The sequence below is a fragment of the Priestia sp. MDV22-iso46 genome (assembly GCF_058629175.1).
In genome coordinates this window covers 296,087-321,445 of the sequence record NZ_JBZVWT010000003.1, presented here as the reverse complement: position 1 = coordinate 321,445, position 25,359 = coordinate 296,087, and the positions used below count along the sequence as shown (strand labels likewise).

The 25,359-nt window shown below is 39.3% G+C and carries 26 protein-coding genes, 1 other RNA gene and 1 pseudogene; 10 read left to right on the top strand and 18 right to left on the bottom strand.

The genetic code is table 11. From position 1 onward, the window contains the following. The first annotated feature begins 162 nt into the window (after positions 1–162). Complete coding sequence (locus AC4NPH_RS18920; protein WP_097812252.1) at positions 163–2,046, top strand: beta-glucoside-specific PTS transporter subunit IIABC; 1,884 nt, start codon at positions 163–165, stop codon at positions 2,044–2,046. A gap of 13 nt (positions 2,047–2,059) precedes the next feature. After that, on the top strand, positions 2,060–3,499 hold the full coding sequence (bglA, locus tag AC4NPH_RS18915) for a 6-phospho-beta-glucosidase BglA (RefSeq protein WP_491938850.1): 1,440 nt from the start codon (positions 2,060–2,062) through the stop codon (positions 3,497–3,499). A gap of 81 nt (positions 3,500–3,580) precedes the next feature. Here bglA and AC4NPH_RS18910 read toward each other — a convergent pair whose 3' ends face one another. The 5 genes from AC4NPH_RS18910 to AC4NPH_RS18890 form a co-directional block, all read right to left on the bottom strand. After that, a complete protein-coding gene (locus AC4NPH_RS18910) occupies positions 3,581–3,730 on the bottom strand; it encodes a hypothetical protein (protein ID WP_013058052.1) in 150 nt (49 codons plus the stop codon). A 187-nt stretch (positions 3,731–3,917) separates the two neighbouring features. Further along, positions 3,918–5,315, bottom strand: coding sequence for an NCS1 family transporter (locus AC4NPH_RS18905; protein ID WP_013058053.1), 1,398 nt, complete (start codon positions 5,313–5,315; stop codon positions 3,918–3,920). A gap of 242 nt (positions 5,316–5,557) precedes the next feature. Further along, the gene (locus tag AC4NPH_RS18900; RefSeq protein WP_055992029.1) at positions 5,558–5,821 is read right to left on the bottom strand and encodes an excalibur calcium-binding domain-containing protein; all 264 of its coding nucleotides are present in this window, start codon (positions 5,819–5,821) and stop codon (positions 5,558–5,560) included. 98 nt (positions 5,822–5,919) lie between these two features. After that, on the bottom strand, positions 5,920–6,852 hold the full coding sequence (gene bla, locus AC4NPH_RS18895) for a class A beta-lactamase (protein ID WP_013058055.1): 933 nt from the start codon (positions 6,850–6,852) through the stop codon (positions 5,920–5,922). Between the two features lie 170 nt (positions 6,853–7,022). Then, entirely contained in the window at positions 7,023–7,568 is a 546-nt protein-coding gene (locus tag AC4NPH_RS18890) for a cupin domain-containing protein (RefSeq protein WP_097812254.1), read from the bottom strand. A gap of 137 nt (positions 7,569–7,705) precedes the next feature. On the opposite strand from AC4NPH_RS18890, the gene AC4NPH_RS18885 reads away from it, so the two are divergent. Further along, positions 7,706–8,323 carry a LysE family translocator gene (locus AC4NPH_RS18885; protein ID WP_013058057.1) on the top strand — a complete coding sequence of 206 codons (618 nt, stop codon included), beginning with the start codon at positions 7,706–7,708 and terminating at the stop codon, positions 8,321–8,323. A gap of 34 nt (positions 8,324–8,357) precedes the next feature. Here AC4NPH_RS18885 and AC4NPH_RS18880 read toward each other — a convergent pair whose 3' ends face one another. Continuing rightward, the gene (locus AC4NPH_RS18880; RefSeq protein WP_097812255.1) at positions 8,358–8,672 is read right to left on the bottom strand and encodes an MGMT family protein; all 315 of its coding nucleotides are present in this window, start codon (positions 8,670–8,672) and stop codon (positions 8,358–8,360) included. Between the two features lie 349 nt (positions 8,673–9,021). On the opposite strand from AC4NPH_RS18880, the gene AC4NPH_RS18875 reads away from it, so the two are divergent. Continuing rightward, the gene (locus tag AC4NPH_RS18875) at positions 9,022–9,561 is read left to right on the top strand and encodes a MerR family transcriptional regulator (protein ID WP_029323102.1); all 540 of its coding nucleotides are present in this window, start codon (positions 9,022–9,024) and stop codon (positions 9,559–9,561) included. Positions 9,562–9,593: 32 nt separating this feature from the next. On the opposite strand, the gene AC4NPH_RS18870 is transcribed toward AC4NPH_RS18875, so the two are convergent. Then, positions 9,594–10,478: a LysR family transcriptional regulator gene (locus AC4NPH_RS18870; protein ID WP_029323104.1), complete on the bottom strand. Its 885-nt coding sequence runs from the start codon at positions 10,476–10,478 to the stop codon at positions 9,594–9,596. A 252-nt stretch (positions 10,479–10,730) separates the two neighbouring features. Between AC4NPH_RS18870 and AC4NPH_RS18865 the strand changes: the two genes are divergently transcribed. Then, positions 10,731–11,948, top strand: a complete 1,218-nt coding sequence (locus AC4NPH_RS18865; RefSeq protein WP_013058061.1) for an MFS transporter — start codon at positions 10,731–10,733, stop codon at positions 11,946–11,948. Positions 11,949–12,073: 125 nt separating this feature from the next. On the opposite strand, the gene AC4NPH_RS18860 is transcribed toward AC4NPH_RS18865, so the two are convergent. Together AC4NPH_RS18860 and rnpB are read right to left on the bottom strand one after the other, a co-directional pair. After that, positions 12,074–12,463 (bottom strand): VOC family protein, encoded by a 390-nt coding sequence (locus AC4NPH_RS18860; RefSeq protein ID WP_013058062.1) that lies wholly within the window; start codon positions 12,461–12,463, stop codon positions 12,074–12,076. Between the two features lie 224 nt (positions 12,464–12,687). Beyond that, an RNA gene (gene rnpB / locus AC4NPH_RS18855) (RNase P RNA component class B) lies at positions 12,688–13,076 on the bottom strand. A 247-nt stretch (positions 13,077–13,323) separates the two neighbouring features. Between rnpB and AC4NPH_RS18850 the strand changes: the two genes are divergently transcribed. After that, positions 13,324–14,142 carry a histidinol-phosphatase gene (locus tag AC4NPH_RS18850; RefSeq protein WP_013058063.1) on the top strand — a complete coding sequence of 273 codons (819 nt, stop codon included), beginning with the start codon at positions 13,324–13,326 and terminating at the stop codon, positions 14,140–14,142. Between the two features lie 91 nt (positions 14,143–14,233). Here the strand turns inward: AC4NPH_RS18850 and AC4NPH_RS18845 are convergent. Further along, a pseudogene (locus tag AC4NPH_RS18845) lies at positions 14,234–15,358 on the bottom strand (glycoside hydrolase family 1 protein); the annotation flags it as partial. A 3-nt stretch (positions 15,359–15,361) separates the two neighbouring features. Between AC4NPH_RS18845 and AC4NPH_RS18840 the strand changes: the two are divergent. Then, positions 15,362–15,529 carry a GGDEF domain-containing protein gene (locus AC4NPH_RS18840; RefSeq protein ID WP_306473015.1) on the top strand — a complete coding sequence of 56 codons (168 nt, stop codon included), beginning with the start codon at positions 15,362–15,364 and terminating at the stop codon, positions 15,527–15,529. A gap of 144 nt (positions 15,530–15,673) precedes the next feature. After that, on the top strand, positions 15,674–16,438 hold the full coding sequence (locus AC4NPH_RS18835) for an MBL fold metallo-hydrolase (RefSeq protein ID WP_491938847.1): 765 nt from the start codon (positions 15,674–15,676) through the stop codon (positions 16,436–16,438). Between the two features lie 69 nt (positions 16,439–16,507). On the opposite strand, the gene AC4NPH_RS18830 is transcribed toward AC4NPH_RS18835, so the two are convergent. From AC4NPH_RS18830 to gdh, 3 genes are all read right to left on the bottom strand, one after another. Then, complete coding sequence (locus AC4NPH_RS18830) at positions 16,508–16,645, bottom strand: hypothetical protein (RefSeq protein WP_013058066.1); 138 nt, start codon at positions 16,643–16,645, stop codon at positions 16,508–16,510. 131 nt (positions 16,646–16,776) lie between these two features. Next, the gene (locus tag AC4NPH_RS18825; RefSeq protein ID WP_098239026.1) at positions 16,777–17,766 is read right to left on the bottom strand and encodes a DUF4003 family protein; all 990 of its coding nucleotides are present in this window, start codon (positions 17,764–17,766) and stop codon (positions 16,777–16,779) included. Positions 17,767–17,910: 144 nt separating this feature from the next. Beyond that, the gene (gdh, locus tag AC4NPH_RS18820) at positions 17,911–18,696 is read right to left on the bottom strand and encodes a glucose 1-dehydrogenase (RefSeq protein WP_013058068.1); all 786 of its coding nucleotides are present in this window, start codon (positions 18,694–18,696) and stop codon (positions 17,911–17,913) included. A 453-nt stretch (positions 18,697–19,149) separates the two neighbouring features. Between gdh and AC4NPH_RS18815 the strand changes: the two genes are divergently transcribed. Together AC4NPH_RS18815 and AC4NPH_RS18810 are read left to right on the top strand one after the other, a co-directional pair. After that, on the top strand, positions 19,150–19,776 hold the full coding sequence (locus AC4NPH_RS18815) for a nitroreductase family protein (RefSeq protein ID WP_013058069.1): 627 nt from the start codon (positions 19,150–19,152) through the stop codon (positions 19,774–19,776). Between the two features lie 60 nt (positions 19,777–19,836). Then, complete coding sequence (locus AC4NPH_RS18810; RefSeq protein WP_098196747.1) at positions 19,837–21,141, top strand: aldehyde dehydrogenase; 1,305 nt, start codon at positions 19,837–19,839, stop codon at positions 21,139–21,141. 36 nt (positions 21,142–21,177) lie between these two features. Here the strand turns inward: AC4NPH_RS18810 and AC4NPH_RS18805 are convergent, their stop codons facing one another. From AC4NPH_RS18805 to AC4NPH_RS18785, 5 genes are all read right to left on the bottom strand, one after another. After that, entirely contained in the window at positions 21,178–22,548 is a 1,371-nt protein-coding gene (locus tag AC4NPH_RS18805) for a DUF2254 domain-containing protein (RefSeq protein WP_013058071.1), read from the bottom strand. Positions 22,549–22,685: 137 nt separating this feature from the next. Beyond that, the gene (locus AC4NPH_RS18800; RefSeq protein WP_082522656.1) at positions 22,686–22,874 is read right to left on the bottom strand and encodes a hypothetical protein; all 189 of its coding nucleotides are present in this window, start codon (positions 22,872–22,874) and stop codon (positions 22,686–22,688) included. A gap of 153 nt (positions 22,875–23,027) precedes the next feature. After that, complete coding sequence (locus AC4NPH_RS18795; RefSeq protein WP_053487521.1) at positions 23,028–23,792, bottom strand: TPM domain-containing protein; 765 nt, start codon at positions 23,790–23,792, stop codon at positions 23,028–23,030. Then, a complete protein-coding gene (locus AC4NPH_RS18790; RefSeq protein WP_013058074.1) occupies positions 23,792–24,361 on the bottom strand; it encodes a LemA family protein in 570 nt (189 codons plus the stop codon). Before AC4NPH_RS18790 ends, AC4NPH_RS18795 begins: the two co-directional genes overlap by 1 nt. 254 nt (positions 24,362–24,615) lie before the next feature. Beyond that, complete coding sequence (locus tag AC4NPH_RS18785) at positions 24,616–25,236, bottom strand: polysaccharide deacetylase family protein (RefSeq protein ID WP_029323133.1); 621 nt, start codon at positions 25,234–25,236, stop codon at positions 24,616–24,618. Positions 25,237–25,359: the final 123 nt, after the last annotated feature.

Sequence of the window (25,359 nt, the reverse complement as noted above, 5' to 3'; positions counted from 1 at the left end):
ACCTCTTTACTGAATTTGTCTCAAGAATAACACGATTATACCATAATCTAACTCCATACCATAAACTTAAATTATTCATTAATTATTATTTTATTTGGGTATTGATAAATTGTATCGGTACAATTATACTGAAAGCGTATACTCAACAAGGGGGTTGAACATATGGGAGGGAAAATTAGAGATTATCACAAGCTTGCAGCAGACATTTTAGATGCGGTAGGCGGCGAAGAAAATATCGTAAGCGCTACACGCTGCGCTACGAGACTGCGAATTGTGTTAAAGCGCTCAAAGCCAGAAGCCAAACGCAAGGTGTCTTCTATGCCTGGTGTTATTACAGTCGTTGAAAACAGCGGACAGTTTCAAGTTGTTATTGGACAGCACGTAGGAGATGTTTATGAAGAATTTGCTAGTTTAGTAAACTTGGATACCACAGAGGAACAATCTGAAAACAAAGGAACAATCTTAAATCGTGTGATTGCTACGATGTCAGCGGTGTTTGCCCCGTTTGTATACATCCTAGCAGCAGCAGGAATTTTACAGGGCTCGTTAATTTTAATTAACTTAGTCTCTAACAGCTTTGCAAAAACGGGCACATATCAAGTATTAAGCTTCATTTCATGGGCACCATTTGTTTTTTTACCTATTTTTATTGCCATCACAGCATCCAAGCATTTTAAGACCAACACCTACATCGCAGTGGCGTGCTGTGCGGCATTAGTCAGTCCAACATGGGCAGAAATGGCGGCTAAAATTGCAGACGGAAGCCGCATTACGTTTTTAGGTCTTTTCCTATCCGAAACGGTCTATACTTCTTCTGTTTTACCGCCTTTATTTTTAGTATGGATTTTGTCTTATCTTGAAAGGTTCCTAAACAAAAGCATTCATGAAGTGGTTAGACCGCTGTTTGTCCCATTTTTATGTATGGTAATTATGGTTCCTGTAACAATTTTGCTTATTGGTCCTGTTACCACGATGGGCGCTAATGGAATCGCTCATGGCTATAACTTTTTAGCTGAAAACGTACCTGCTTTGGCCGGAGCAATCATTGGCGGCTTCTGGCAAATTGTTGTTATCTTTGGAGTACATTGGGGAATTACGCCGATGGTGCTTGCAAACTTTGATTTAAACGGCAGAGATTCGTTTCAAGCGTATCAAACAATTGCCGTGGTAGCTCAAGTCGGAGCGGTACTTGGGGTTATTTTAAAAGCAAAAAGCCAAGAAGCACGCAAAGTCAGCGTATCAGCTGGGATAACAGGATTATTCGGTATTACCGAACCAGCCATCTACGGCGTAAACCTACGTTTTAAAAAGCCGTTTATCTTTGGATGCGTTTCAGGTGCTATTGGTGCTGTTGTAGCAAGCTTCTTTCATCCTTACTACTTTGCTTACGCAGGATTGCCTGGACCGCTGACCATTGTAAACGGTATCAGTCAGGACTACCCGATGTCGATCTGGGGCATTTTAATTGGATGTGCCATTGCAATCATTCTTCCCGTTCTGCTTATTCAAGTATTTGGTTACGGAGAAGATGCAGCAAAAGACGCAGCTGCTGCTCCTTTAAACGAAGTAGCTGTAAGTAATCCAAAAGAAAATGAAGAAACAATCAGCGCACCGTTTAGCGGGAAAGTCATCCCTCTTTCTAGCGTACCCGATGAAGTATTCAGCTCAGGTGCGATGGGAGAAGGATTAGCGATTGATCCTTCAGATAATAAGCTTTATGCACCTTTTGACGGAACGGTAGTCATGGTAGCACCAACGAAGCACGCCATTGGCCTTCGTTCAGAATACGGCGTTGAGCTGCTTGTTCATATTGGATTAGATACCGTTACGTTAGACGGCAAGCCGTTTACGCTACACGTAGAAGACGGTACAAAATTTAAAAAAGGCGATTTACTAATAGAATTTGATAAAGAATTTATTAAAAAACAAGGATTACAAACCATTACGCCGGTTATTATCACAAATTCAAGCGCTTACCGCGAAGTGATTGTTGAAGATGTTGAAAATAGCGGGCTAGATCAAACATTATTTACCGTAGTGAAATAAGGAGGAACTAACAATGACAAAGATGCCAAAAGATTTTTTATGGGGCGGCGCATTAGCAGCTCATCAATTTGAAGGTGGATGGAACCAAGGTGGAAAAGGACCGAGCGTAGTAGACGTTATGACTGCAGGTGCGCACGGTGTAGCGCGAAAAATCACTGAAACAGTGGAAGAAGATAAATTCTATCCAAATCACGAAGCAATTGATTTTTACCACCGCTACAAAGAAGATATCGCACTGTTTGCAGAAATGGGCTTAAAATGTTTACGAACGTCTATTGGCTGGAGTCGTATTTTTCCTAAGGGCGATGAAGCTGAGCCAAACGAAGAAGGACTAAAATTCTACGATGATGTATTTGATGAACTGTTAAAACACGGCATTGAGCCGGTTATTACGCTGTCTCACTTTGAAATGCCCCTGCATTTGGCTCGAGAATACGGCGGATTTAGAAGCCGAAAAACGGTAGATTGCTTTGTGAAGTTCGCTGAAGTTTGTTTCGACCGCTACAAAGACAAAGTCACGTACTGGATGACGTTTAATGAAATCAACAACAAAATGGACGTACACAACCCTCTATTCTTATGGACGAACTCCGGCGTTTCTGTAAAACCGGGTGAAAACGCAAAAGAAGTGATGTATCAAGCAGGACATCATGAACTGCTGGCAAGTGCTCTTGCCGTGTCAAAAGGAAAAGAAATTAATCCGAATTTCCAAATCGGAGCGATGGTGTCACATGTACCAATCTATCCGTATTCTTCAAACCCTGAAGACGTGATGTTAGCAGAAGAAACAATGAGACAGCGCTACTTCTTCCCTGACGTTCAAGTTCGCGGCTACTACCCAAGCTATGCGTTAAAAGAGTTCGAACGAGAAGGCTATCGTATTCCGTTTGAAGAAGGCGACGAAGAAATTTTACGAAACGGAAAGGTGGATTATTTAGGCTTCAGCTATTACATGTCAACAACGGTTAAAAGCGACGTTGAAGCTGATAACACAGGCGATATCGTAAACGGAGGATTGCCAAACGGCGTAGCAAATCCTTATATCAAGTCAAGCGATTGGGGCTGGTCGATTGATCCAACGGGCTTGCGCTATACGTTAAACCGCTTCTACGACCGCTATCAAATTCCGCTGTTCATCGTAGAAAACGGATTTGGCGCTATCGATACAGTTGAAGAAGACGGATCCATTCATGACGCATCACGAATTGAATATTTAAAATCGCACATCGAAGCGTTAGAAAAAGCTGTGACGTACGATAGTGTTGATTTAATGGGCTACACGCCGTGGGGAATTATTGATATTGTTTCCTTTACAACAGGCGAAATGAAAAAGCGATACGGCATGATTTATGTCGACCGTGACAACGAAGGAAACGGATCAATGAAGCGCTACAAAAAAGATTCCTTTAACTGGTATAAACATGTAATTGAAACAAATGGTGAAGAACTATAAGAAATTAGAAAAAGCCGGACTCCTGCGTAAAGGCATAGGAATCCGGCTTTTTTAAAACGTGTAAAAATAAAGGCAAATGCCTTATCTCGGTTTATCTACTAGCTGTGTTTGAGCAATTTCTGTTTGCTTAATTCCCGCTCGTTGAATTTCATCAGCAAACGATTCATGTTTCAGCGTTTTGATTACCTTTTCGCTTCCATCTCGAAGAGTATACACTCTAAATTCATACATACTCTGCCCTCTCCTTTAAACTATGATTGATGCGATACATTAGATGCGCTCCTGTAAAAGCAACTCATAATAGAGGTAACTTTTTTCTCTTCTTTACTTTACCCACTTTTTAGGAAACTAGACAAAGAGATTTAATCTGACGCGATAAAAGCCTTTGCAGAAAGCAAAGGCTTTTATCGATGGAATGTTAGTATTCAAAGATGGTTCCTTTTTTAAATTTTGAATGTTTAAAAGCAAATTTCGTTAAAAGAATATACGTAACTCCTGCAACTACCACTCCTATAATCCAGCCTAAATCGACTTCGATAAACGCAGCACCTGCGCCGATGAGCATCGCAAGCATGGCGCACGGATTGTAGCCGGAAAACGGCCCTTTTTCTTGATACAATTCTTCTACGTTTACTCTTTGTTTTCGTAAAATATAGTAATCGACTAGTAAAATAGAAACAATTGGACCTAAAAAAGCAGAGTAAATCAAAATGAACAGCCCAAGACCTGCAGCTGACGAATCTTGAACAAGCACCCAAGGGAACGAGCAAAAGGCAAGCAGTCCAGTAATGGTCACCGCCACTTTATAATTTGCTTTTGTCAGCAGCGTAATCACATACGTAGGTGGAATAATATTCGCCACCATGTTTACGGCAATAACCCCAATCACAATAAAAGCTGATACAGCGACGGTAATATATGAATTATCCACTACAACCGCGAACGCTTTAACTGGATTGGAAATACCCGTAGCAGAAGCAAGCATTGCCCCGATTGTAAGAACGAATCCGTAGGCTACTAGAATCGGTGTAAAGTATAAGAACCCACGCTTTGTGTCGCTAATTCCTGTCTTCAGTTCTCTAGAGTAATCGGCTGCGCTTAGAAAAATCGCTGCATAATTTCCCATAAACATCATAATGAAAGAAAAGAACGGAAGTCCCCATGAACCTTTTGTATGTATCCACTTCTCCCCTACTACCTCACTATGAGAAGTTAAAAGAACGCCAAATACGTAAACAAGACCAAGCAATATGATGATTGAAGCAAGCATCTCTACCCATTTAACCGCGTGGAAGCTGTACAGAGAAAGCACAATTTGCAGCAGCTGAATGATAATAAAGCAAAGAACAAGATTGTCAAAAGACCCTTTACTCACAATTTTCCCGATTTCGTTTAAAGCGGTACCGCCTGTCCAGCTTTGGAAACCGTACCAAATGATAGCTGGAATACCTCGTAAAAGAGACGATATGACGGATCCTTTTATTCCGAAAGACATTCGAAGCTGCATCACATACGGTATGCCCGTCTTATAGCCAATTCGATCGTTTAATACAAAAAAAGTAGAAATAATACCAATGGCAATAATCGCTGCCACAAACGTTTGAAAAAGATTTAATACCGCAGTACCTGCTACTACTAAGCTTGCGCCAAGCGTCATATTTCCTAAATTAACGCCGTCTCCAATCCACATAAACATATAGGACATCGGAGTTAGCTTTCGATCACTTTCCACTTTTGGCTTTAGTGACGGATCAAGACTTCTATCTTGATGAGAATGCATCTCTTCTATAACGGAACTTGTTGCATTTGTAGACACTATATACTCAACTCCTTTTTTATGATGTTTCCTCTCTGACTTCTAACATTAGATGTAAGTTAACTTAACATGTACATAGTGTATACGAATTCCAACGGAAGTTCATTATTATTTATGTGAATTTTCTGATATTATTTTGTGCGATTTGACTAATTTTTGACCTCAGCTCGCAACATACAGAAGTTGATGATATTAAAAAATCCAAGCGCTTACAATAGGCGCTTGGATGAGTCAGCTAGTATTTATTTTTCACAGGCGATGTAGTCTTTATCTCGATCTAGCTTTTTATTGGCATCATACAGTGATTTTGACACATACGGTTTGTACTTTGTTTTGCCGCCTTTATTTGTTACATTGGCCGCACGAGCTACGCCGCCTTTATAGTCTTTGTTTAATTCCGTGCAGTTTTTGTAAGATTTAGCTGCCGCATCTACGTTTGAAACTGTGCTAAAAGATACGCTCGTTAATAAACCGAAAGATAGAACAATTGGAAAAATCTTTTTCATAAGAGATACTTCCTTCCTGTATTTTTTCTAATTAATAATAGAATGTTCTATCAATCTTTTCGATCTTTCTTTTACATTTAAACTACTATTATCCAATTTTATTTCCGAGTAACTTTAAGGGTCTTCACCGCTTGTTTAGCCGCTTCTGCAATCAGTTTATCATTATACTCCGCATCTTTTTCCGTACGATTGGAGAGGATCGCAAGAACAATTGGATCTCCTTTTGGCGGCCAAAGGATGGCAATATCATTTCGCGTCGCGTACGAGCCTGCGCCTGTCTTATCGGCTACTTCCCAGCTTTTCGGCACGCCCGCTCGTATTAACGCATCCCCTGTTGTGTTTCGCTTCATCCAATCTGTTAAAAGTGCACGTTTGTTTTCAGGAAGTGCCTGTCCAAGTACATACGTTTGAAGACTTGTAGCGAGCGCTCTCGGTGTACTTGTATCGTGGGTTTCTCCTGGATTCACTTCATTTAAATCCGGTTCAAAGCGCTCAGGCAGCGTCACATCGTCTCCTATTTTTTCTAAAGCTTCTTTAAATCCATCCGGTCCGCCCAGCTGCTGCAGAATTAAGTTCCCTGCCGTATTGTCGCTGTAGCGAAGCGATGCATCCGCAAGTTCTCGAAGAGTCATGCCTGTATCCACGTGCTTTTCTGTAATGGGATTATAGTTTACAAGGTCATCGCGCGTATAAAAGATTCGTTCATTGAGATCTTCGATTGACTTCTGCTGTAAAAGTGCACCGACAGCAAGAGCTTTATGAGTAGACGCATAAGCAAAACGCTCATCTGGATGATACGTTACCGTTTTATTGGTACCCGTATCTAATGCAAAAACGCCAAGATTCGCATCATATTTTTCTTCAAGCTTAGCAAACTCTCGATCACTCTTAGTTTCTTGTCTTTGACATTTTACCGTTTCAGCATGTACCTCGCTGCTTGAAAAGCTTACAGCCGCCGCGCACGACAGAGCGAGTACAGGCATCATTTTTTTAAGCTTTGAAGTACGAAACATCTCTTTCCATGTCTTCATTACCCTTCAACACCTTTCAAAAAAGTATTTAGTATGTATTCTCTTAGGTAGAGATTCCCAACAATGCTATTTTATCAATTGTTTATCCCCACGAACATGATAGCTTTATCACATTTATATAATAAAAGTGGCTAACACTGAAGATGAGCAGTATGAAAACCGTAAGTATTTTAAAAAACAGGCGGTGTAACTGAGAATAAAATCACCGCTTTCTCCTCAAACGGATTGTCCCATTTGTGCTTCAGATGCGAAGGGATTTTGACGCTGTCTCCTTTTTCTAGCACGTATACTTCCTCTTCCAAATACACCTTAATTTTTCCTTCTAAGACATATGCCACTTCCTCCCCTTTATGCGCTAAAGGAGATTCTGATGAGGACTTCATCGGCGGTACTTCCATAATCGCCGTAGCTAGATTTCCCGTAAAGTCTGGTGATACTAGCGAATACGTTAACTCTTTTACTTTCATCGTTTTACGCTCGTTCGACCGTACGACTAAATGAGAGGTGTTTATTTCTTCAAGTAAAAAACTGAAAGTAGGAACATCGAGGCATTTAGCTAAAATTTTAAGCGTTGAAATGGACGGATTAGCTAATCCCCGTTCAATTTGACTTAACATAGACGGCGTAATCTCCGCTAATTTGGCTAATTCTCGACTGCTTAGCCCCTTTTCTTTTCGAAATTTCTCTACTTTTTTTCCAATATCTATGTTTTCCATGATGATTCCTCCGTAAAAGATGTTTAATTATATTTAATTTTATTAAATTAGACTTAATAAACCTAGTGAAATATGTTAAATTATATTTAATAAATAAAATGTAGTTGTATTTTATCACAGCAAGGAGGAAGAAAAAAATGAATGACATCTTGACCTTTTTAGTTCTTACATTGTTTGTTATTATGAGTCCCGGTATTGATACGGCTCTTATCACCAAACGAACGATGGCAGATGGACAAACGGGCGGCTATAAAATGGCGTTAGGATTGGCAAGCGGCTCTTTAGTTCATACGCTCGCCGCCGCGTTTGGCTTATCTGCTCTTCTTCTTCAGTCAGCTCTGGCATTTGAAGTGGTAAAATATGCAGGAGCCCTTTACTTAATGTACTTAGGGATCTCTTCTTTATTTTCTAAAAAAAGCGATACAGCTTCTCCTGTAAAAGAAGAGAAGTCAAAAGAAACGTCTGCTTTTCGTCAAGGTCTTGTCTCAAACGTCCTTAATCCAAAAGTGGCGGTGTTTTTCTTAACTTTTTTACCTCAATTTGTCCAAAGTGATCAAAATGTAACGCTTCAACTTCTTCTTATGGGCATAACGTATACGTTTCTTGCTATCACGTGGTTTTTCGTATTCGTCTTTTTTATTAACTACTTACGAAAATGGCTCACAACACCTAGCGTTCAGCGCTTTATGGATAAAGCAACAGGAGTCGTTTTAATTGGTTTTGGATTAAAGCTCGCTTTTGAAAAACATAAATAACAAAAAAAGCTATCTATTTCAGATAGCTTTTTTGTTATTTATACACGTCAGGTTCATAGAGATAGACTTTAAGATCAAGCTTTCCATGCGAAGAAACGAGTATCCCTTCCGCTTCAAGTGAAAGTTTTTGAACAACGTACATTTCTTCGTCTTTAAACCCAATTTCTCCTTTAGAATTAATGACTCTGTGCCAGGGGAGATTATGTTTCTTACTCATCGAATGCAGTACTCGTACAACTTGCCTTGCACCTCGCGGACTACCAGCCAGGCCGGCAATTTGTCCGTATGTCATTACTTTCCCGGATGGTATTTGTTTAATAAGTGCTACTGCTCGTTCTGTAAAACTCATGCTGCCCCTCCTTTTATTCTTTAGTACAACATTACCATAATCATTAAACAGTGAAGTAATCACTCGATTTTTCTTCAGCAACATTATAAGATAATAATAAGAAGTACGCTCATCATTGTTCAACATACTCCAAACAAATGCTTACTGATTATTTCCTATTCTTCAACTAACAAATCTTTGTGCGAGTGGCAGCTTATACCTCATTTATGACACTGTGATTATAAAAACGTTACAGAAACCAACACAGCAAGGTACGTAGAAGCGTTACATGATAAGATAAACAGTAGATACTAGTACAATTTCAAATTGATGCTGACGAATAAGTAATCATTTAAAAAGTGGTGAGAAAATGACAAAATGGCTTAGTGTAAAAGAGTTATCTGAAGAAACGAGTATTCCTACTTCAACGATTAGAAGATATATAGATAAATTCCAATATTTCTTTATACAAAAAGAGGATCATCGACCAAAACAATATGAAGCTGCGGCTGCGACCGTTTTACTGAAAATTAAGCAGCTTTATGATGAGGGCTGTCAAGCAGAAGAAATCAATGAAGCGCTGCAAAAAGAATTCTCTTTAACTACAAGCGAGGATCAAGCTGCCGTGTCTCTAGAAGAAGCCGAAGACAAAGAGAACACAGAGAACACAGCAGAAGCAGCTGACCAGCAGCCGACACCTCCCGAACAGCCGGTACAGCCTTCACCCCAACAAGAGCCTGATACAAAACAAATTCTTCAGGAAAAAGATAAGCAGCTTATTCAATCTTTGCGTAAAAGCTTGCGTGAACAGCAGGCCATTTCAGAATTAGTAGAAGCTTCAAAAGAAAGCAGCGTAGTAGGTAAAAAGAGATCAATTTTAAAAAGGTTATTTAAAAGAAAAAAGGACTGAGTTTGTAAACAAGTCTAGGCTACGAAACACCTTTATTTCTGCTCATGGAATTTATGTAAAACAAAGTTTCTAAACTGTTTAACAGCCGGTGATAGATATCTTCCTTCAATCCAAGCTAGTCCAATTACTCGGTGGCAATTGGCTTTAGCTAATGGGATTTTCACTATTTTACTTTGATCTATTCCGTGTAAATCTGGAAGGATAGAAATTCCTAAGCCGGCTCCTACAAGTCCCGCTACGGTATCAGCTTCCTCTCCTTCAAACATGATGTGAGGCTTTACCCCTGTCTCTTCAAATAACTGCTCAAACGTAAGACGAAGAGAAAAGCCTTCTTTTAAGTGAATAAATGATTCTTCAGCAATTTCTTCTAGTGGGATACTCTCACAGCGAGCGTACCGATGATTTTTTGGCACAATCACAAACAGCTCTTCACTCCAAAGGTGCTGCCACTTGATGATCGATTTCTCTTCCATAGGCGCAATCAAACAAAGATCTAGTTCGCCCAGCTGCAGCTGCTCAAGAAGAACGTGAGAAGGGCTTTGCCTCAGCTGAAAATTCACCTTAGGATACAAACTACGAAACGAAGCGATTAAATCTGGAATCAAATCTGTGCTGAGCGTATGTAAAAATCCAAGTGACACCTGCCCTTTTTCAGGATCTAGCAGCGCTTGAATTTCCTCCTGTCCTTTATCAAATTCTTTCATTATGTTATCTACACGCTTTAAAAAAACTTTACCATATTGATTTAATATAATGGAACGTCCTTGCCGGTCAAATAGCGGCGCTCCTACTTCTTCTTCAAAACGAGCAATTGAACGACTGAGCGCAGGCTGCGTAATTAACAGCTCTTCTGCGGCGCGCGTCATATGCTGCGTACGTGCAAGCGTTTGAAAGTATTTAAACTGCTGCCACTCCACTTTGTACCATCTCCTTATTAACCGTTCTATTCATTACATAGATGTATGAAAAATATGATTATAATGAATTATACATTATAAATAGCTGGTGTTACGATAAAAAATGGAAACATACTCGAGGATGTTTTTAGTTTCTTTTAACGACTGCTGTATACAGCTCCTACAAAATTTTATAATCATCATTTTCTAGCAGAAAGAAGGATTTGTTATGAAACGTATCGTACATCTGAGAAAGCGTAAGCTGGTTGCTCTATGAGTTACATAAAGAAAGGAACGCCCGTTTTTCGCAAAACGAGCTTTGCATTTTTTGCAGCAGGGTTTAATACGTTTGCGATTTTATACTGCGCTCAGCCTTTAATGCTGGCGTTCACAAAAGAATTTCATATTTCTCCGACGACTTCTAGCCTATCGCTTTCCGTTACAACCATAGCTTTGGCTATTAGTATGCTTATTTTCGGTTCGTTATCGGAAGTATGGGGAAGAAAGCCTGTTATGGTCTATTCCATGCTTGCTGCTTCTGTGTTATGCCTATTGACTGCATGTAGTCCTACTTTTCACGTTCTATTGTTTTTTCGAACAATGCTAGGAATTACGCTAGCCGGGCTGCCTTCAGTGGCAATGGCTTATTTAGGAGAAGAAATCGAAGCAAAAAGCCTAGGTTCAGCAATGGGCCTCTACATAAGCGGCAATGCAATTGGCGCCGTTGGCGGAAGAGTGATCTCCGGCACGCTTAGTGAGTATTTCGGCTGGCACGGTGCAATAGCAGGAATTGGTATTATAAGTATAGCAGCGACCGTTATCTTTTGGATTAGCCTGCCTCCTTCACAGCACTTTCAATCTCGTAAATTAGAGGTTGGAAAGCTAGGGAAATCGCTGCTTGATCATCTTAAAGATCCAGGATTAGTTTGTTTATACGGCTTAGGCTTTTTGCTGTTAGGCAGCAACGTCGCCTTATTTAACTATATCGGTTATGTACTAACCGCTACCCCTTATTCCTTAAGCCAAACGATTGTCAGCTGGATCTTTTTAATTCTTATTATCGGAATGTTTAGTTCGATGTGGACCGGCAGGCTGGTAGACCGCTACGGAAAACAAAAAATACTTATGATCAACCTTTCGATTACGCTAGCTGGTGTCGTTTTAACGTTAGATCCTGCTTTACTTGCTAAAGTAGCTGGCTTGGGCTTGTTTACGTTTGGGTTTTTCGGCAGCCATTCGATTGCCAGCAGCTGGGTAGGTCAGCGCGCTTTAACAAATAAAGCTCAGGCTTCTTCACTTTATTTGTTTCTATATTACACGGGTTCAAGCGTAGGCGGAACGCTAGGAGGAGTCTTTTGGTCAATGTTTGGCTGGAAAGGCTTGATTTATATGATTATTGTTTTTTTACTAATTGCTTTTATCCTTTCTGGTTTTCTTTTAAAAAGCTCAATAAAGACAAGAAGCGCTGCCAATGTTAAAGAAAATTATTAAAAAGATACTTGATCTATCATAGTAACTACACATCAAAAAGACCTTTCTATCACCATAAAAGAAAGGTCTTTTTTGAGAATCTAAAACACATTTTTTCTTGTATGTACCTCTTAAAGTAACCTTTTTTAGAGTTTAACTCGTTCTACTAACTGCAGCAATTCATCATTAGGTCCGTGAAATAAAATCATACGTCCCCCTTCGAGCGTTGGCTGAGGCTCCGATGATAAAAATTCAATTCCTTTGCTCTTATAATGTTGAATCGCCTTATTTATATCCTCTACCGTAAATGCAAGGTGGTTAACAATCCCACTTTTGTTATACTTGCCAATCGGATCAATATCTCGAATGAGCTCAATTTCAATTCCCGGCTGTTCTTCAAGATACAAAAAAGCCATCTCTCTTTTTTCGGTAGAGCCTTTAAGGCGAACTTTAAAGCCAAACATATCCGAGTAGTAGTGAATCGTTTCATCCATATCTCCAACAATAATGGCTGTATGTTCCATTTTCTTAATCATGAATATTCTCCCTTTCCCCATGTTTAGTGAGTACAAGTAAACTATACAGCAATTTAGTTAATATGTATTTACATATACCTTAATTCCTCTTGCTACGATAAGGAAAATCCAAGCACTCCATCAACGCATTTGCGCTATAATTTTAAAAAAGAACAAATAAAAAAACAAACCTCACTGGTTTGTTTGGGTTACGTATTTTATAGTCAGTCTCTGTTTCAACAACGTTCGATAAGCCATGTTTTGTACCTTTGTACTGCAAACGATTTTAATCTCGTACTCAGGCGGTAATCATCTATCTACGATTACGCATGTAACCGTCCGTCTCTCCGTTAGATTCCTTTGAGACAGTTCCCCTACCATTGTTTGGGTTTCTCGCTCGTGGGGTTTACCGCGTTCCACCTTTGCTGTTTCCAGCAAAGCTTCGTCACTGTGGCACTTTCAGGGATACTCGACCATATCCAAAGACTTAGGTGGTTTTTCCCGCCGTCAGCTAAGCTATAAGCCAAGCTGCCCTAGCTTATTTTTTCACTAGGCACGAACACTACGGGCATCTCAGCACCGTGCGAGCATGGACTTTCCTCTACATCAAATGATGCAGCGATTACCTGAACGTTATTTCAGATCGTGTATGAGTAGTATATGCGTTTTAGCTTGCCGAATCAAATGTAACTTTTGGTATGGATTCCATGTCAATTTTTGCAGCAAATTAAATAAAATAACCTCTTTCTGTACAATCTTTTTAGTAGATGACTCACCAGCAAGCCAAGAAATATTCTCTTCATCCATTTCTACGGGGGATACTTTGTTTCTTTGTAGAATATTTTATACACTACATAAAAAGGTAACAGAGGTGATGAAAAATGAACGCTGATTTAAAATTTGATTTTCATACCCATCACGACCGATGCGGACATGCTCGCGGAACGATTCGAGATTATATAGAGGCATCTATTGATAAAGGCCTTGATATCATTGGGATTTCGGATCATTCTCCTTATTTTGCGAGCGAAGAAGACCAGCCGTATCCTCACATTGCTATGGGAAAAAGCGCATTCTCCGGATATGTAGCTGAGATTTTGAAACTAAAAGAAGAATATAAAGAAAAAATTGAAGTGCTGTTAGGCGTAGAGTCTGATTTCTTTCCCCAGCATGCGGAGATATATCGTAGCTACTATGAAAAATATCCGTTTGACTACATAATCGGCTCTGTCCATCAAGTTGATGAAGTCAGCATCTTTCATAAAACGCGCTGGGAAGGTCTTTCTCAGCAAGAAAAGCAGCGCACGAAAGAAACGTATTATCAATTGATCGAAGAATCCGCCCGGAGCAGAATGTTTCAGATTCTTGGCCATATTGATGCCATGAAAGGATTCTACCCTTCTTTTTCTTCTATCGAGACGGCTGTCATTGATCAGACGCTAAAAGTGATTTCAGCACATGATATTGCCATAGAAGTGAATACATCAGGCAAAACCAAAGACTGCGGAGGCTGGTATCCTGCAGACGACATTTTGGAAAGAGCTCTGCGCTACGGGGTACGCATTACATTTGGTTCCGATGCCCATGACCCGGAGCGCATTGGAGACGACTTTGAACTAGTAAAAAAGCGCCTTAAAGAAATAGGTTTTACAGATTGGGTCTTTTTCAGACAGAAAAAAATGCAGGTGGTATCTTTGTAAAACGGTGAACTTAAATAGGCTGTGCACCAATTAAAATATGCCTGAAAACACGCAGATGAAGGAACATCTCGTGTTTTCAGGCATGTGTTTTTTACTGAGAAACTTTGACTTTTGGAGATGAAGATAAATCTTCTCCATTTGTCTGAATCACTTGTTTATACCAGTAAAAGGAATCTTTTTTAGATCGTTCAAGCGTACCATTTCCTTCATCGTCTTGATCTACGTAAATAAAGCCGTATCGTTTTGACATTTCGTTTGTTGACACACTGATTAAATCAATAGGTCCCCACGCTGTATAGCCCATTAAGTCTACACCATCTTTGACGGCTTCTTTCATTTGTTCCATATGCTGTCTTAAGTAATCTACACGATACGGATCATGAATCGAGCCGTCTTCTTCTACTTTGTCATGAGCTCCTAACCCATTTTCAACAATAAACAGCGGTTTGCCGTAACGGTTATGAAAATCTTGTAACGTATAGCGAAGTCCTTTCGGATCGATTTGCCATCCCCAATCGGACGTTTGAAGGTGAGGATTTTTTACACTTCCCGCAATCATATTTCCTAGGATATTTTCTTCTTCACTTTGAGTTGTGACAGAAAGAGACATATAGTAGCTAAATGAAATAAAGTCAACGGGATATTGTTTGATAATTTCATCGTCCCCTACTTCTTTTACGATTTGAATGTTGTTCTCTTTAAAGTAACGCTCCATTACCTTTGGATATTCTCCGCGCACTTGAACATCTGTAAAAAATAAGTTCAAGTCATTTTTATGCTGTGCTAGTAAAATATCGTCCGGATGATTCGTCACAGGATACGTTGTCATACGCGCAAGCATACACCCTACTTTTACATCAGGAATAATCTCGTGAGCTAGCTTAGTGGCAAGTGCACTCGCAACAAACTGATGATGCGCTCCTTGATACGCAATTTGTTCTGCTGACTGATTTGGAACGTTTTCAACTAAAATACCGCCGCCTGTATAAGGACTATGGGTAATCACATCGATTTCATTAAACGTCAGCCAGTATTTCACTTTGTTTTTATAGGGTGTAAATACCGTTTCTGCGTAGCGTGTATAAAAGCCAATTAGCTTGCGGCTGTACCAGCCGTTGTATTTACGCGTAAGGTCCAGCGGCGTTTCATAATGCGAAAGCGTCACTAACGGCTCAATTCCGTACTTTAACATTTCATCAAATAGGTTAATGAAGAAACCATTTCTATTACGCTAAGTCTTGGAGTAGCACAAGCGGAAAAACAAGAAAATGAAACGTTAGATGAGCTGTTGAATAAAGCAGATATCGCCCTGTACGCTGCCAAACAACATGGACGCAACCAAGTACGTATATATAAAGAGATAAAAGAAATCCTGAAAAGAACCTAAACAGCACTGTTTCGGTTCTTTTTGCTTTTGACTACTATTCTTTCATTTATCAAGTGAAAGTGTTAAAAGACTTGATTTTATCTATGTATTTGCAACTAGAGTATCCTATAAACTATACGTAGATCAAAAAAAGGAGAGATACAGATGAAGATTACACATATTCGTAACGCTACTCTAATTGTTGAATACGGAGGAAAAACGTTTTTAATTGATCCTATGTTAGCGGAGAAAGGCACGTACCCTCCTTTCCCAAATTCGATCAGACAAGATCAAAACAACCCTTTAGTGAACTTACCGATATCCGTTGAAGAAATTATTGCTGATGTAGATGCGGTTATTGTCACTCACCTCCATTTAGACCATTTTGACGATGCCGCTAAACAGGCGTTGCCAAAAGACATCAAAATGTTTGTTCAAAATGAAGAAGATGCCGCAGTAGTAAAAGAAGCTGGTTTTAAAAATGTAGAAGTACTTACGCAAAACACGGTTTTTGAAGGCGTTGAATTAATCAAAACAAAAGGTGAACACGGAAGAGGAGAAATTTTAAAGCGTACTGGTTTAGTGTGCGGCGTTGTTTTTAAACATAAGAATGAAAAAACGCTTTATGTAGCTGGAGATACGGTATGGTATTCCGCTGTTGAAGAAGAGATCAATACACATAAACCAGAGATCATTGTCGTAAACGGCGGAGATAATCAATTTTTAGAAGGCGGTTCTCTTGTGATGGGGAAAGAAGATATTTACCAAGTTTTTAAAGCGGCCCCTCATGCTACGATTGTTTCTGTCCATATGGAAGCTGTAAATCACTGGACGTTATCAAGAGAAGAGCTAAAAGGCTTTATCAACGAAAAAGATATGGCGTCCCGCGTCTTTATTCCAGATGATGGCGAGGTTTATACTTTTAAGTAAAAGAGATTAAGACATAACAAAATCATTCCAATCTAAAGACAGACAAATGAGATCGCATGGATCGCTCGCTTATGACACCGCTGTTGATTTCCGTGCAAGGCTTCGCTTTCCGCGGGCGGCCGCTGAGCCTCCTCGTCGCTTGCGCTCCTGCGGGGTCTCATCTGTTCCTCTTTTCCCGCAGGAGTCTTCGCCTTGCCCTCCAATCAACAGCTAGAAGTAACTAAATTGAGTAAACCTACCTTCCCTCTACCAATAAAAAATCCGACCGATTTATCGTTCAGGTCACCCTTCAACTAACATACTTTTGTCCCAGCCTCTTTTTATAGCCGGTTAATTTATCAAGTAGTAGTCGTAGTAGCAACCGCTGAAGTGCTCGCAATAACCGCTAGCATAGCCGCTTGCTGGGCTTGAATAATCGTTTCAATCGTTGTATAGATGCCTGTTTCGACCAGTCTAGAATCCTTTAGCTTTTCACTGATAACCAGATTAACCGCCAGCATAACATTGATGTCTTTCTGCCACTTAAAAAGTTTATCTGCATTCAGCTGCTTTACCACTTCATGGATAATTTCAATTTCAGCTTCCGGTTTTTCAAACAGTGCTAATAAGCCAAGGACTGGGTAATGCATTGCTTTTACTTTCATACCTGCCGATTCACAGATTTCTTTTACTGCTAGGCATCTTTCAATAAGGGTATCTCCATGTAAGTTTTTATCGTTTGCGAGAATATGACTTAAAAATTGAAGGTCATTTCCTTTTTTAAATCCATGCTGCGCCAATGTGGTATAAAAGTGTTCAATTTCATGCATCAAATCATCAACAGACTCGCTCGTTTCAGCTAATAAAACGGTAAGAGGTACATCACCGCTTGATGTGAGGAAGAGATGCTTTTTTTTCATGCCTTGATAAATTTCTACTGACCTTCGAACCATTTCTTTATGACTTCGACTCGACTCATTCGACAGCATAGCAGAAGCCGCGATATACGTAAATGCGCCTCTAGTAAACCCGCCTTGTACCAATTGATCATATACATCCAGAAATTCATGAAACGTTTCTTTTGGATTCTCATAGCGGGTATCCAGCATGGCTGCGATCGTAAACCGCTGCGATGATTTTAATGTAGAAAACATTCCTACTTGATTTTTAATATAGTCACTTAACTCAATATAAGGCTGAAGCTGAGGCGATTTGCCTTTCACTACATACATAGAAGCGATAGCCATAAACTGCTTGTGATCTGCCACTTTCCATTTGAGTTCATTCTTTAAGCTGATATAAAAACCTCTATACTGCTCTACTTTTTGTTGAATCGTTTCCGGTAGCATATCAACACGTCCTTTATTTGTCGTTAGTTTATATACGTAATACTTCAATAAAAGTTTCAATATTTAGTAAATTCAATCTGTATTTGTTGCATACAAAAAAGACCTCGGGATATCCCAAGGTCTTTTTTCTTTCAGCTTTATTTATTAACCTCTTCCCGCTTGGAAAGAAGGATATTTTGTCATACCGCCATCAGCAAATAGTGTAATACCTGTTACGTAGCTTGCTTGTGACGATGCTAAGAATGCTGCAACTGATGCAATTTCTTCCGGGTTGCCGATGTAGCCCATTGGAATCATGCTTTCTACGTCTGCACGCTGTTCCGGATCTGCGAATTTTTCAGCGTTGATTGGCGTATCGATCGCGCCTGGTCCAATGTTATTTACGCGGATACCTTTTGGCGCATATTCAAGAGCCAATGTTTCTGTCATTAGTTTCATACCGCCTTTACTTGCTGCATAGTGAACAAATAGTGGCCAAGGAATCATCTCATGAACGCTGGACATGTTAATAACGTTTCCTTTAATATCATTTTCAACAAAATATTTAATCGCTTCGCGGCTTCCTAAAAACGCGCCTGTTAAGTTTGTATCGATTACTTGATTCCAGTTTTCTAACGATAATTCATGTGAAGGAACCGGGTTTTCAACACCAGCATTGTTAATCATAACGTCTAATGTGCCAAACTCTTTAACAGCTGTCTCTACAAGATTCACAACGTCTTCTTCTTTTGTTACGTCGCCTCGAACAATAATTGCTTGGCCGCCAGCTTGTTCAATTTCTTTTTTTACTTCTAGCGCTTCTTCTTCATTGCTGCGGTAGTTTACAACCACTTTTGACTGCTCTTGACCAAAACGAACGGCCATTGCGCGACCCAACCCTTTTGATCCGCCTGTTACAACTACTACTTTATCTTTTAAATCTGTGTACATCTTGAAGTCCTCCTACTTTTCCTGCGTGATATGTCTTGCTATACTGTACTAATTATAAATACAGTTTAGGTTTTTAAATAGAGAAGAAATATCTCTTTGTCTCTTCTTTCTTAAACTGTATGTCATTTAAAAAGAGACAAATTCACTTTTGTTTCTTTTCGTTACTTATCGTAACCAAGAGAGATAAAGTAGTCAAACTTTTTGTTTGATCATTTTTATAATTTATTTTTATCTCTCACTTTCCTCATATTTGTTTGTTCCCTGGAGAATGAGTCTTCCCACTTCTAAGTTAACACCTTTTCACAAGTTTAAACTTTTTCCCTTGCAATTCTTAAATCAATGTATTATATTGTTGATGTATCAATTATTGATATATCAAACAATTGCCCGCAATCAAAAATATGGAAATGAAAATAAATAAGTTTAACGCCTAAAAAGAAAGGAATAATGACTATGACTACAAAAGACTTTAACGAAATTGCTTTAAAACGCCGTTCAATTAAAAAATATGATCCTTCAGTAAAAATCAGCCGTGAGGAAATGGAGGAAATTCTTACCGAAGCTATGCGCGCTCCTTCTTCTGTTAATATGCAGCCATGGCGCTTTGTTGTGATTGAAACACCTGAAGGAAAAGAAAAATTAGCTGAACTTGCGAAATTTAACAGCGAACAAGTTCATACATCTTCAGCTGTTATTGCTGTATTTGGTGACATGAACAACGTCGAATATGCAGACGAAATTTTTGGCAAAGCCGTAGAGCTTGGCTATATGCCTCAAGATATTAAAGAACAGCAGCTAAATTTCTTCAAGCCGATTTACGAAAACATGCCAAAAGCTGATATGAAAGACATCGTTTTAATAGATTCAGGTCTTGTATCTATGCAGCTTATGCTTGTTGCTCGCGCTCACGGATATGATACAAATCCAATCGGCGGATATGAAAAAGAATTAATCGCAGAAGCATTCGGTTTAGATAAAGAACGTTATCTTCCGATTATGCTTATCTCAATCGGGAAAGCAGCAAGCGAAGGCCATGCTTCTTACCGTTTACCGGTCAATACGGTTACAACTTGGAAATAAGCAGCTAGTTCTATTCAATAAATAAAGAGCTAAAAATGTGAAGTAAAAGGAGACTTTCCAATGAATAACTATCAAGAACTTACAAAAAAACAGCTTTCATTCTTTAATAGCGGTAAAACAAAAGACGTTGCGTTCCGTATCGAAACGCTAAAGAAATTAAGAGAACTTGTTGTACGTCATGAAGACGACATTTTAAAAGCAGTAAAAGCTGACCTTAACAAACCAGAAATGGAAGCAAAACGTGCAGAAGTTGGTCTTGTGCTAAGCGAAATCGACTTTGCAGTTAAGAATCTTGCAGAATGGGCAGCGCCAAAAGAAGTAGAAACACCATCTACTCACGCCGGAGCAAAAAGCTATATTTATCAAGATCCGTACGGTTTAGCACTAGTGATTGCACCTTGGAACTATCCGTTCCAACTTGCTGTATCACCGGTAGTAGGCGCGATTGCTGCAGGAAACTGCGTGGTATTAAAGCCTTCTGAATTAACACCTCATACGTCAAGCCTTCTTGCTAAGATGTTTAATGAAAACTTCCCTGAAGAATACTTGACAGTAGTCGAAGGTGAAGTGGAAACAAGCACGGCTTTACTAAAAGAAAACTTTGATTACATCTTCTTTACAGGAAGTACAATGGTCGGCAAAATTGTGGCAGAAGCTGCTGCTAAACATTTAACGCCTGTTACACTAGAACTAGGCGGAAAAAGTCCTACAATTGTACACGAAGATGCTAATATTGAAGAAGCAGCTAAACGCATTGCGCGCGGTAAATTTGCAAATGCTGGCCAAACTTGCGTAGCGCCAGACTACATTCTTGTTCAACGAAATGTAAAAGACGAGCTGCTAGCTAATCTAAAACAAGTCGTAACAAACACGTACGGCGAAGATGTTTCACAAAATCTAGACTTCCCTCACGTAGTGAGCGAAAAGCATTTTGATCGTCTTAACAGCTTCTTAACAAACGGAGATATCGTTTTTGGAGGCAAAACGGATCGTTCTCGTCTGTTTATTGAACCAACTGTTCTTGACAACATCTCATGGGAAGACAATGTGATGCAAGATGAAATCTTTGGACCAATTCTTCCAGTCATCGTATACGATGAAATCTCAGAAGTAATTGAAGCAATCGTAAAACGTCCAAAACCATTGGCACTTTATCTTTTCTCTGAAGATGAAGCAGTCCAAGATCGCATCTTAAACAGCGTGTCATTCGGCGGCGGTTCTATTAACGATACAATTAACCATATGACATCTCACTATCTTCCGTTTGGAGGCGTTGGTGACAGCGGAATGGGTGCGTATCACGGAAAAGCAAGCTTCGATACATTTTCACATGCTAAAAGCATCTTAAAACGTTCAAATAAATAAAGAAAAAGCCGATGTCAGCGTCTGACTTCGGCTTTTTTATTCCTTCATTTGTTTGGCGATTTGTTCATATTGCTCTTCTTTTTTTGTAGAAATAGCTAAATCATAAAGAATATGTAAAAAGTACTTTTTATCTTGAACAAATAAATACTCTTCTTCAAAGCCTTTAGAAATGTATACAGCAAACTCCCAGATGTCATCGTAAAAAGCTGGTCCAATGGCCTCAGCGAGATTTCCAAGCGTTTTGAGCAGCTCCATCGTAATGATAATATTCCGCCTCGCATAGTGCCGGATATTAGCGAATCCATCATATAAAAAGTCCTCAAATTTTTTATCAGGAATCACCATTCGTATCACGCCGCTGTCATCCACTAAATAAGAAGAAAATTGACTAGCTTCACAAATTTCCCGAAGAATATCGCTAATTTGATGAATGGAGTTAACCGCCGTTTTGAAATCATCATTCCCTAGTGATTTAACTGCCATCTCCACAAACTTCGTAATGATATACGTAGTATCTTGAATATCAGTCTGAGATTTCCCTACATGGATATATTGGTGAAAGGCGGTACAATCCATTTCATCCTGCTCTGTCGAATCTCTATGCCAATAATAAAATAATACGGTTCCGCTGAGCACATAATCCCCTACTTCACGCTCCATTTTTATAACTAAATTATGCTCTTTGGCGCAGTGAATCAATTGGCTGTAGTTCACTGTTTGAATATAGCCAGATGTTTGAATACATACCGGCTTTTTTTCTCCTTCTGGAAAGGAAAATTGTTCGCTATGACTAGACTGCGTTCGATGAATCTCCAGTTCCTCGCGGATTGTTGTCTTAATTGCTTTTATGGACGCTGTTTTCATCGATTGAGTCATATGATTTACTTGCAGCCACTTCACAGAGTGATTAATAAAGTAGACAAACGTGCCCGCACTAAAAACCGATAGCGCCGTCGTCACAAATGGAATCGCAAAATATCCGTCTACTTGAGAGCTGTTTAAAAATAAAAAAACAAAAAGTGTATACAAAAAACTCCCTATAAAAATCCCCAGAATTCGCTGAGTAGATTTAGAAGAAGCAAAGTTTTTTAACACGCGAGGAGAAAACTGAGCTGCAAATGATGTAAACACAACAAGCATTAAATTAAAGGTAAACGTCGTAATCGATAGAATTCCGGGCATAATCGTACTCACTAACGTATTGGTTAAATCCATGTTGATTGAAAAAAATGAAGGAACCTTCTCTCCTACTTTACAGTAATAATCAAGAAACAGCGTCAATGCAGCTAAAAGGACAGAAAAAAGAGCATAAATTAAGGGACTAAACCATATTTGGCTATTTAGCTCATCTTTAAAAGCACGAGGAGAGAGCTGTTTCCTTGCCGCTATCCATCTAAATGTATTCATATAAAACCTTCCTTTTTATTTGTAAATCTCTAACTTTTTTCTTAGTTCCCTAAATTTTTCTGATTATGCTTATATAATGGAAAAAATCTATTTTTTAAGGTATAACTGTACAAAGCAAAAAAGAGGTTGAGACATACCTAATTAATTCGATTTAAATACGTACAACTAGGATACATGAGTTGAACCGCTTTTGACACCGCAGTTGATTTCCGTGAAAGACTTCGCTTTCCGCGGGCGACCGGTGAGCCTCCTCGTCGCTTGCGCTCCTGCGGGGTCTCACCTGTACCGCTTTTCCCGCAGGAGTCTTCGTCTTGCCCTCCAATCAACTGCTAGAAGGAACTGAATGAAGATATGAAAGCTATGTTCACCATACAAATAAAAAAACCGAACGCGTTGGATTCTCAATCAAGAATCCATCTCGTTCGGATCTTCCTTCCACTAACCTAATTTTATCCCAGCCTCTTTTTACTCTTATCTTTTTACCAGCCTCGGCTCGCTCCACCGCCTCCAGAACTGCCGCCTCCACCTCCGCGAGGACCGCTGCCACCGCCTCCGCCTCTTCCTCCAAACATCACAAGGAAGTTTAGCAGAAATTGTGTAATCGCTCCTTTAAAAAAGACGAAGTCGAGAATAAGCAAGCCCACAATAACAGCTGCAATCAGCAGCGTTTGAAGAGTTGTTAAATGAACGCCGCTATCAGAGGGAGCATCTGCTTTTGGTACTTTTTGTTCAAAATCTGTTCCTAAATCATACTCTTTTACGACTTGGTTATAAACAGCTTTGTATGTGCTTTCTAGCGCCGTATCGTATTTACCATTTTTTAAGTTAGGAATGGCATAAGAGTCGATGATTTCCCCCGATTTGATATCGGTGATGGCTCCTTCTAACCCGTATCCTACTTCGATTCGAACTTTTCGTTCTTTTTTAGCGAGCAAAATAAGAACGCCATTGTTCAGCTTTTTATCACCAAGTTTGTACTTTCGAAACGCTTCATTTGCGTACTCTTCTACATCCGCATCACCTAATGAATTCACGGTAAGAACCGCTACTTGAGCTTTGGTTTCATCATCTAACTTTCTGCCCATTTGATTTATATCAGCTTTTTCCTGATCGTTTAATAGATGAGCAAAATCCTGAACATAAATATCGCCTACCGGATTTGGAATATCAGGTGCAGCAAAAGCAACGCTTACCGTATTACATAAAAGAGACAATAATAAAGCAAACGAAGCAAGAAATTTCATCACTTATCGCTCCCAAAATCAACTTTCGGCGCTTCTTTTTCTTCATTTGTTACTTCAAAATATGGCTTTTTTTCAAAGCCGAACGTACCCGCTAACATGCTTTTAGGAAATCTCTTAACCGATTTATTGTATTTTGCAACTTCATCGTTATAGTCTTTACGCGCTACAGCGAGTCGATTTTCTGTTCCTTCTAAACTGTCCATTAAGCTTCTGAAGTTTTCATTCGCTTTTAAATCCGGATATTTTTCAACCACTACGAGCAGGCGGTTTAATGCACCGCTTAACTGTTGATTAGCATCAGCTTTGTCTTCAGGAGTTTTAGCTCCCGCTAGCTGCGCTCTTGCCTGAGTGACCGAATCAATTGCTTCCTGCTCATGCTTAGCATAGCCTTTTACGGTTTCCACTAAGTTCGGAATTAAATCAGATCTTCTTTTCAGTTGATTATCTATTTGTGAAAATTTATTATCTACATCTTCCTCTGCGCTAACGAGACTATTGTAAGAGCTCACTCCGTAAATTACAACAAGCACTAGCACAATGATCGTAGCGATCAAACCTTTGTTTTTCAATGTACTACCTCTTTTCTTCATCAAAATTATGTATCTACTTACTAGTACGAATCATGCTCTAAAAAGATTCATTTTTTACCAATTTTATTTATATTGAACGTATAAGTAAGACATCTCCTAACAATCAATTCCTCTATAAGGTGAAATACTTTTCTCTACCTAGTCTTTCTATCAATTAGCACATGTAACCCTTCTCGATTTTATCTTGTTTCACAATAGAAAAAAGAATACCTCTTGGGTATTCCTTTTTTTGCTTAAGACCATCCTTCAATTTTGAATGCCACTCGGTGAAATTCAGGAACCGTTACAAATTGATAGTCGTTATTTATTAAATACTTAATAAGTTTCGGCAATGAAGTAACAATTTGGTCTCGCGCTCCGCTGCCGTATCGATCCCCATCATGCATGACAATAAGATTCTTTTCTTGTAGATTTTTAATCGTATGTTTGCATATGGCCAATGGATCTTCTTCACGCCAATCCTGACTATCTACATTCCATAGAACAGACGTCATTCCCAATTCTTTAATATCAGCAAGAGCTGTATCATTTATCGAACTGTAAGGTGGACGAAACAGCTTTGGAGAACAACCTATTATTTTCTCTATTTGAGCATTTGTAGAAGTGATTTCTTTCCATAATTCGCGTTTAGAAAGAGTTGTAATATCAGGATGACTCCACGTATGATTTCCAATTACGTGCTTTTCTCTATGAATACGTCGGATTAATCTTGGAAATTTTTCCGCTTCTGCACCTACGACAAAAAATGTCGCACGTACATTATATCTTTTTAGAATTTTTAAAATAGCAACGGTGTAGGCTGAGGGTCCATCATCAAACGTTAAAGCAACATATTTTGGTGAATTTTGATTCATGTGTTCTCCCCTTATATAAAAAATAGATATAGAAATAAACCCCTCAATTTTTTTGCGTAAGTTGAGGGGTTTTTGCAGTGAGACGATTTTCACGAGACGATACTATATTTTCTTTGAAAGTGT